8 protein-coding genes are annotated in these 7822 nt (G+C 60.7%); 2 read left to right on the top strand and 6 right to left on the bottom strand.

Translation table 11 applies throughout. The annotated features are described in order from the left end of the window. Nucleotides 1-141: 141 nt before the first annotated feature. Together ctlX and ACGLHT_RS22760 are read right to left on the bottom strand one after the other, a co-directional pair. Nucleotides 142-1095, bottom strand: a complete 954-nt coding sequence (ctlX, locus tag ACGLHT_RS22765; protein ID WP_170978835.1) for a citrulline utilization hydrolase CtlX — start codon at nt 1093-1095, stop codon at nt 142-144. Between the two features lie 25 nt (nt 1096-1120). Continuing rightward, a complete protein-coding gene (locus ACGLHT_RS22760) occupies nt 1121-2173 on the bottom strand; it encodes an ornithine cyclodeaminase (protein ID WP_137163752.1) in 1053 nt (350 codons plus the stop codon). A gap of 187 nt (nt 2174-2360) precedes the next feature. Between ACGLHT_RS22760 and ACGLHT_RS22755 the strand changes: the two genes are divergently transcribed. Beyond that, nucleotides 2361-2783: an Lrp/AsnC family transcriptional regulator gene (locus ACGLHT_RS22755; RefSeq protein ID WP_012272037.1), complete on the top strand. Its 423-nt coding sequence runs from the start codon at nt 2361-2363 to the stop codon at nt 2781-2783. Between the two features lie 343 nt (nt 2784-3126). After that, complete coding sequence (locus ACGLHT_RS22750) at nt 3127-4545, top strand: amino acid permease (RefSeq protein ID WP_085693164.1); 1419 nt, start codon at nt 3127-3129, stop codon at nt 4543-4545. A 35-nt stretch (nt 4546-4580) separates the two neighbouring features. Here the strand turns inward: ACGLHT_RS22750 and ACGLHT_RS22745 are convergent, their stop codons facing one another. From ACGLHT_RS22745 to ACGLHT_RS22730, 4 genes are all read right to left on the bottom strand, one after another. Continuing rightward, complete coding sequence (locus tag ACGLHT_RS22745; RefSeq protein WP_274120684.1) at nt 4581-5516, bottom strand: LysR substrate-binding domain-containing protein; 936 nt, start codon at nt 5514-5516, stop codon at nt 4581-4583. A gap of 324 nt (nt 5517-5840) precedes the next feature. Beyond that, on the bottom strand, nt 5841-6440 hold the full coding sequence (locus ACGLHT_RS22740; RefSeq protein WP_274078816.1) for an START domain-containing protein: 600 nt from the start codon (nt 6438-6440) through the stop codon (nt 5841-5843). A gap of 239 nt (nt 6441-6679) precedes the next feature. Beyond that, entirely contained in the window at nt 6680-6943 is a 264-nt protein-coding gene (locus ACGLHT_RS22735) for a PAAR domain-containing protein (RefSeq protein WP_137163757.1), read from the bottom strand. 23 nt (nt 6944-6966) lie between these two features. Beyond that, entirely contained in the window at nt 6967-7557 is a 591-nt protein-coding gene (locus ACGLHT_RS22730) for a hypothetical protein (RefSeq protein WP_137163758.1), read from the bottom strand. Nucleotides 7558-7822 lie beyond the last annotated feature (265 nt).

Genomic DNA, 7822 nt, shown 5'->3' with positions numbered 1-7822 from the left:
GGAGCGGCCTTGCGTCGCGAAAGGGCTGCGCAGCAGCCCCAGGTTTCAGCGTCGCTGCAGAGATTGCCGGGGCCGCTTTGCGGCCCTTTCGCGACACAAGGCCGCTCCTACAAGGGCCGCGTCAGCCAGTTAGGTCGTGGGTCAGGCGCAGGCAGCTGTCATTCTTGGCGACAGGTGTATCCCGGCAATCATGCAGCGCACCGAGCCCCCTGCCATTTCGATGGTCGGCACATCGAGTGGCACCAGCCGCGCCGAGCGTTCGATGCGCTGGCGCTGTTCGCCGGTCAGGCTGTCGAAGGCCTTGCGCGACAGCGCCAGGATGCGACCGTCACGCCCCGACAGTTCGATGGCATTGCCGGCGAACTGGCTGATCTGCCGGTTGCTCAGGTCGATCACATCGCGGCCCGACTCAAGCAGGCGCATTCGCACTTCCTCGGCCCGCGCCTTGTTGGTGAAGGTGCCAAAGCCCACCAGCGCAAACTCCGTCGCCACGCACATCAGCACATTGGTGTGGTAGATCGGCGAGCCTTGTTCATCGGCGGTGTCGAACACCATCGGCTCGAAGTTGAAGTGCGTACTGAAACGCTCCAGGGCAATCGGGTCGGCGCGGTTGGAGCGCGCGGTATAGGCCACCCGCGACAGGTGGTCGAAGACCATGGCGCCGGTCCCTTCAAGGAACAGTTCGTCCTGCTCCAGCCCCGAATAGTCGATCACATCCTGCACCCGGTACTCATGCTTGAGCATCTCGATCACATCGGCGCGCCGTTCGCGGCGGCGGTTGCGCGAGTACATCGAGTAGATCGCGATGTGCCCCCCAGGGTGGGTGGAGAACCAGTTGTTGGGGAATACCGAGTCGGGGGTGTTGTGCTCGCCGAAGTCGTCGAACAGGTGCACCCGCACGCCCTCGGCCTCGAGCCGCCCGGCGGCCTGGGTGACCTCATCGCGTGCCACCTCGGCCAGGGCCTGGGCGGCGATGTCGGGGTTGCTGCGCTGGAACGAGTTGTCGGCTGCGGTTTCCGGGTTGGGGGTGAAGGCATGCGGCCTGACCATGACCACTGCTGCAGGTGCCTGAATGGAACGCGTTGGAAATGCCATGTGAAATACCAGGTTGGGAGCAGGGTTAGGCAACGCGTCGGATGCGGCTTTTGGCAGCGCGACCGCGGGTATGGCTGAACAGGTCCTTGGGGTCATCCTCCACCCAAGGCACCAGGTCGATCTTGCTGCCCATGCCGCGTTTTTCGGCCTGCTGTAGTACGTACCGTAGTACGGTGTAGTCTTCCAGGGCGAAGCCCACCGAGTCGAACACGGTGACCTGGGCGTCACTCTGGCGGCCCTCGGTCTCACCGCGCAGCACACGCCACAGGTCGACCACCGGGAAGTCCGCCGGCAACTGCTGGATATCACCTTCGATGCGGGTTTGCGGCTCGTACTCGACGAACACCCGGGCGCTGCGCAGCACATCGGCATGCAGTTCGGTCTTGCCCGGGCAGTCGCCTCCCACGGCATTCAGGTGCATGCCGGGCGCGAGCATGTCGGGGGTGATGATGGTGGCGTAGGCCTTGTCGGCGGTCACCGTGGTGATGATGTCCACGCCTTTCACCGCTTCTGCCACCGAACCGGCGCGGCGTATGGTCAGGCCGCTGTATTCCTTGAGGTTGGCGATCAGCTTGGCGGTGGCCAGCGGGTCGGTGTCGTAGGCGACGATTTCTTCGATGCCCAGGTGTTTGTGGAAGGCCAGTGCCTGGAATTCGCTTTGCGCACCGTTGCCGATCAGCGCCATCTTGCGCGAGTTCGGCCGGGCCAGCGCCTGCGCTGCCATCAGCGAGGTGGCCGCAGTGCGCAGGGCGGTGGCGATGGTCAGTTCGGACAGCAGCACCGGGTAGCCGGTATCGACATCGGCCAGCACGCCAAAGGCCATCACCGTATGCAGGTCGCGGGCGGTGTTGGCCGGGTGGCCATTGACGTATTTGAAGGCATAACGGCTGTTGTCGGCGACCGGCATCAGTTCGATCACGCCGACTTCCGAATGGCTGGCAACACGCGCGGATTTATCAAACTCCTGCCAGCGTTTGTAATCTTCGCGAATAGCTGCGGCCAGTTCGCCAATGAACGGCGCTACGCCAATGTCATGTACCAAGTCCGACATGGTTGGAACATCAATGAAATACGTCATGCTCTTGCACCTTATTATTGCGCTTTCACCCCAGTGGCCTGCGGGGTGAACGCTTGAGATTGTTGAAGTGGCGTGAACATTTTGATGAAAGGTTGCGTCAAGATGAAGAGAGCAGGTTGCCAGTTTCATCAACTTTCTAGACAATCTGCCACCCCAAAATAGCAATCTGATTATTTGGCAGGCATCCATGGATACTATCGATCGGGAACTGATTGCGCTGTTGCGGGACAACGCGCGCACCCCCGTGCTGACCCTGGCGAAGAAGCTCAAGGTAGCCAGGGCAACCGTGCAAAACCGCATCACCCGGCTCGAAGAGCAGGGCGTGATCATCGGCTACACGGTACGCCTGCGCTCCGATGCGCTGGAGCAGGGTGTGCGGGCCATCACCAGCATCGGCATCAGCGGCCACCACGCCGCAGAGGTCAAGCACGCGCTGCGTGGGCATCCCAACGTGGTGGCCATCCATACCACCAATGGCCGCTGGGACCTGATGGCTGAGCTGCGTGCCGACACCCTCGAGGCCTTCGACCGGGCGTTGAACACCATCCGCTCGATACCGCACATCGAAAACACCGAGACCAGCATCCTGCTCTCGACCTACAAGATGTGACCGCTGGGTCAGGCCTTGTGGCAGGTGCATTGTGCAAACTGTCACCCAGGCTTTTCACACTGCACAAAATCTCTTTGGCTGTGTGCATTCTGTAGCGTTCCGCTTGACCCGGGCCGCTGGCAGAATGAAACGGCTTTCGCGGGACTGTATCGGGCGCGCCACTCTGGTGCGTTTCAATAGAATAAGTAAGCCCGCTGCGAAGTTGCATCGGGAACTGTTCTTCATCTGTGTCAATACCCACGCTTCGACAGTCTTGAATGACTAAAAGCCTGCACTTGAGTACCAACTAACTGGTGCGGCGCGGGGCGCTGAGGTTTTACAAAAAAAGAATAAGAGGTCAACTATGCAGCAAACGTGCAACGCGCAAAGCGCAGTTCCGGAAGATGGCCGCGTGCTCAAGCGCCGGCTGGAAAACCGGCATATCCAGCTTATTTCGATCAGTGGCGCAATTGGCACCGGCCTGTTCATGGGCTCGGGCAAGATCATTGCGCTGTCCGGCACGTCGATCATCCTGGTGTATGCCATCATCGGCTTTTTCGTGTTCTGCGTCATGCGGGCCATGGGCGAGATGCTGCTGGCCAACCTGCAGATGGAATCGTTCGCCGACCTGGTGCACAACTACCTGGGGCCAAGGGCCGGTTACATCCTCAGCTGGTCGTACTGGCTGAGTTGGGTGGTCGCGGCGGTGGGCGATGTGGTGGTAGTGGCGGGGTTCGTGCAGTACTGGTACCCGGATGTGCCCACCTGGCTACCGGCATTCGCCACCATGTTCCTGCTGCTGGGGCTGAACATGCTGGCGGTGAAAGCGTTCGGCGAGGTGGAGTTCTGGTTCGGCCTGATCAAGATCGTGGCCATCGTGCTGCTGGTGGTAACCGGCCTGGTGATGGTCGCCACGTCCTACACCTCGCCGGCCGGGGTGACCGCCTCGTTCAGCCACCTGGTGGCCCCGGGCGTGGTCATGCCGCATGGCATCCTCGGCTTTCTCGCCGGGTTCCAGATCGCCATATTCTCCTTTGTCGGTACCGAGCTGATCGGCACCGCAGCCGCGGAGGCCAAGGACCCGGAGCGGACCTTGCCCAAGGCCATCAACACCATCCCGGTGCGTATCCTGCTGTTCTACATCTGCTCGCTGGTATGCATCATCAGTGTGATCTCCTGGGCCAATGTGCCGGCCAATCGCAGCCCGTTCGTTGAATTGTTCCTGCTGGGTGGGTTGCCCGCTGCCGCTGGCATCATCAACTTCGTGGTGCTGACCTCTGCGGCCTCGTCGGCCAACAGTGGCGTGTATTCCGGCTCGCGGATGCTCTACGGCCTGTCTCACCAGCAGCAGGCACCGCTGGCGTTCGGGCGGTTGTCGGGCTCGGGTACGCCGGTACGCGCGCTGGTGTTCTCGGGGGTGTGCATGGCGATCGCACTGACGCTGCTGTTCGTGATCCCCGAGGTGATGACCGTGTTCACCCTGGTGTCGACCATTTCCGCGGTGATGATCATCGTTACCTGGTCGCTGATCCTGCTGTCCTACTTCGCCTATCGCAGACAGGACCCGCAGGCGCATGAACAGTCGACGTTCAAGCTGCCTGGTGGCAAGGTCACCGCTGCGCTGTCGCAGCTGTTCCTGATCTTCGTGCTATGCCTGCTGGCGCTGGAGCCGGACACCCGCACCGCGCTGTACGTGATGCCGCTGTGGTACGCAGGCCTGTTGCTGGCCTATCGGCGCAGGGCCAGGGCCTGTGCTCGGCCGCAGGCAGCTACTGCCGCTTAGCACTTTGGGGCCGCAAAGCGGCCCCAGTTACTTGTTCAGCTGGCAGGCAAATTGTCGCGCAGCCAGTCCACCAGCCCCAGAATGGTCGGGGTAGTGGTGCGCCCGTGAGGCACCACCAGGTAATAGGCCTCTCGCGGCCGCACCACCAGGTCGGTCAGGCGCACCAGTTCGCCGGACGCCAGCAGGTGGTCGAGCATGCGCCCCCAGCCCAGTGCCACGCCATGCCCATGCAGTGCGCCCTGGATGGTGTCGGTATACAGCTGGCAGCGCAGGTTGTAGTGCAGCTTCGGCGGGTTGCCGCCCAGTGCGCGGAACCAGGTGGGCCAGGTCATCCAGCCTTCGGTGGTGGCATCGGCGTCCAGCAGGTCGGCCCGGTACAGCGCCTCCAGCGAGTCTGGCAGCGGGTTGTGCGCCAGCCAGGCTGGCGAGCACACCGGGAAGATCTCTTCATCGAACAGGTGCAGGGCAATGCCGTCTTCCCAGCGGCCATTGCCATAGCGCACCAGCAGGTCGACATCGTGGTTGCGCAGGTCGCCGGTGAACATCTGCGTGGCCAGGCGCAGACGCACCTGGGGCAGGGCGCTGCGCAGGCTGCCCAGGCGCGGCATCACCCGCAACTGGGAGAAGGTGGCGGTGGAGCTGAGCACCAGTTCCTGCTCGCTGTCGCCTTCGCTGAGGCGGTCGAAGACCGAGGCGATCTTCTGCATGGAATCGGAAACCACCGCGTACAGCGCCTGGCCCTCGCTGGTCAGGCGGATGCCGCGGTGCAGGCGCTGGAACAGTTGGCGGCCGAGGTTTTCTTCAAGCTGCCTGACCTGCTTGCTGACCGCGGCCTGGGTGACGCCCAGCTCCTGGGCAGCCAGGGTGAAACTGGTGTGACGGGCTACCGCTTCGAACTCGATCAGCGCAGTCATCGACGGGATGATGCGCCGGTAGCCTTTGTGCGTATTGCCATTTTCTTGTGTTTTCATGTGACGTCCTGGCCAGGCGCGGCGCGCTGGTCCGCGCCGCGCGGGCACAGTGGCAGAAAAAGCGCGATGGCGGTAGCCCGAAAGGGCCGTGATGCTGCCGGTGGAAACTGTCTTGCGCAATCTGAAGGCTTGTGCAAATCCCTGTGGGAGCGGGTTTACCCGCGAACACCGGCGCAGCCGGTGCCATCCACCGCGTTGGATTCTTCGCGGCTGAAGCCGCTCCCACAGGGTGCGAGGACCGCTTGCGAATCAGTTCTCTGCCCTTGAGAGCGGCGCGATCGGAGTGGGGGGGTGGCTTGTCGGCGATAGGGCTGTGCAGGCATTTCAAGGCTGGCGCTCGGCCACCGCCCGCAAGGTCCGCAACGTCACCACGGGTGCATCCACCACAAATCGGTTGGCCAGCCACCCCGGCACATCCCCCGCAGGGTCGGCCTGCAGTTGGTAGGTCACTTCGGTCTTGCGCTCACCCAGCGGTTTCATCCGCCATTCGCCGCTGAGGTGCTGCACGCGGATCAGCCCCTTTACCTTGGGGATCCTGCCGGGCTCGGCGCTCAGGTGGCGCAGCAGCGTGCCGTCGTCCAGGCGTTCGGTGGTGACCTTCAGCACGATGTCCCGCGGCATCGTCGGCCACGGCAGGTTGGTGGTCAGGTACACCCAAGTGTTTTCGCCCTGCACATCCAGCAAGCGCATCTCGGCGCAGGCGTACAGCCACTTGCAGGCCACCCGCAGGTTCTCCTGCAGGTCGGTGAGCGTGCGAACGCTGGCTTTCATGGTGCTGACACCCCGGAATTGCTGGTAGGGCGAGTCGGGGGCGGCGCTCAGGTAAACGCGGATGCCTTCGCGGTCGTAGGCCAGGTTCCAGTCATCGGCGGCCGGGGCGGGGGTGCAGAGCAGCAGGGCGGCGAGCAGCAGGCAGCGGTTCATGGCTGGTACCGCGCGGGGGGTGGGTGTTTCAGTATGCGCGACGGAAGGACGATGTGCCACGAGGCGATAGGGCTGTGTCATGTCGCGGGTGGGCGATCGCCTGGCTGAACATAATTGTGTAGTGCGTCGCGGGTGTTGGAGAACAGCCTGACCAGCTCTCAACTTTGGGGCGGGAGGGGCGGCAACAGACATACTGCTGGGGCGCCTGTTGTTCGCCTGATCTACTTGGCCTGGCTGACTCAGCGGTGGACGCTGCCGTGTGATGCGCTGGCGATCAAGCTGGCGCCGCACGCGGTTTTCATACCATCGAGTGCGACAGGAACTCCGTTGACGCGGTAGGTATCACTGCCCTCGATGATTGGGAATTCTCCTTTACATAGAGGACAGAAAACCATGTTGCCTTTACCGGCCATGGGTTTGCCGTTTAGGTTTGTATTGGCTATGGATCCGATCACAACGCCTCCATGGTCCGTTGTGTCGCCAACTCTAACTATATTGTTCATTGTTGAATGGCCGTGGCTGCATATTATAGTTGAAGGAAGAATTTTCCGACTTCCGTAATTTTTCTTGATTCGAAGTCGTCGTGCAGAAACAAGTATCCCATGCCGTCGGAAAGAATTCCCTTGTCATGCGGGAGGCATATGTCCAAGTCTGCGCCGTAAATGGACGCGCGCCTACAATGGCTGTCGATAATGATTTCACGCTGTAGCCAAGCATCTATGCCGTCGACCTTTGAAGCCAAGTTTTCTTCATTATCGGTGTTAAGGTTTGCTGAAATAAAAGCGCTGCCGCTATCGCTAATTTGGTGTGCTTGGTCAATGGGTGTTGGGGATTTAAAATATCCTATCACTACTGCGGATTGATTGGTGTTTCTTGTACTCAGATCTCTATAGTGTGTTGATGAGTTTTTGGTGTACGGTATGAAGATAGATATGCAGTGGTTTTTGAGGCTCGTTTTTTTGGAAAACCAAGACGTAGGGATCGCCATTAAATGACTAAGAGGTTTCCCTTCCTGGGTGGTTGGCCACTTGATGTCCGATGGGAGCCAAACTTTCGGTCCTACATATGCCTGCCCCTCTAAGGGGGCGGTTTTGCTAAAAATAATTTCATTGAACATTATAATTCCTCTTTTATGGGCAGCAGCAGGTAAGGTTACTTAGAGAAGTATTAGACTCTTGGCGCAATTTCCTATCTTGGAGTCGCAGTGTCGAAAGCGGTTGTAATGCAGCCCGTCCCGACATCAAGTACTGCCCTTTAAAGCGTAGCGAGTTCTGAACATCGATCCACTTGTGCAACTGGAATGAAGGTCTCAGGCTCAAACACATGGTGTGTGGTTTTTCCCTTGCCATTTCGGCCTCGCTCCCCGAACTGCCTTGTTTGCG

The sequence above is a fragment of the Pseudomonas sp. PsB genome (assembly GCF_043658375.1).
In the GTDB taxonomy this organism is placed as follows: domain Bacteria; phylum Pseudomonadota; class Gammaproteobacteria; order Pseudomonadales; family Pseudomonadaceae; genus Aquipseudomonas; species Aquipseudomonas putida_Z.
This window is presented reverse-complemented; position numbering and strand designations above follow the sequence as displayed.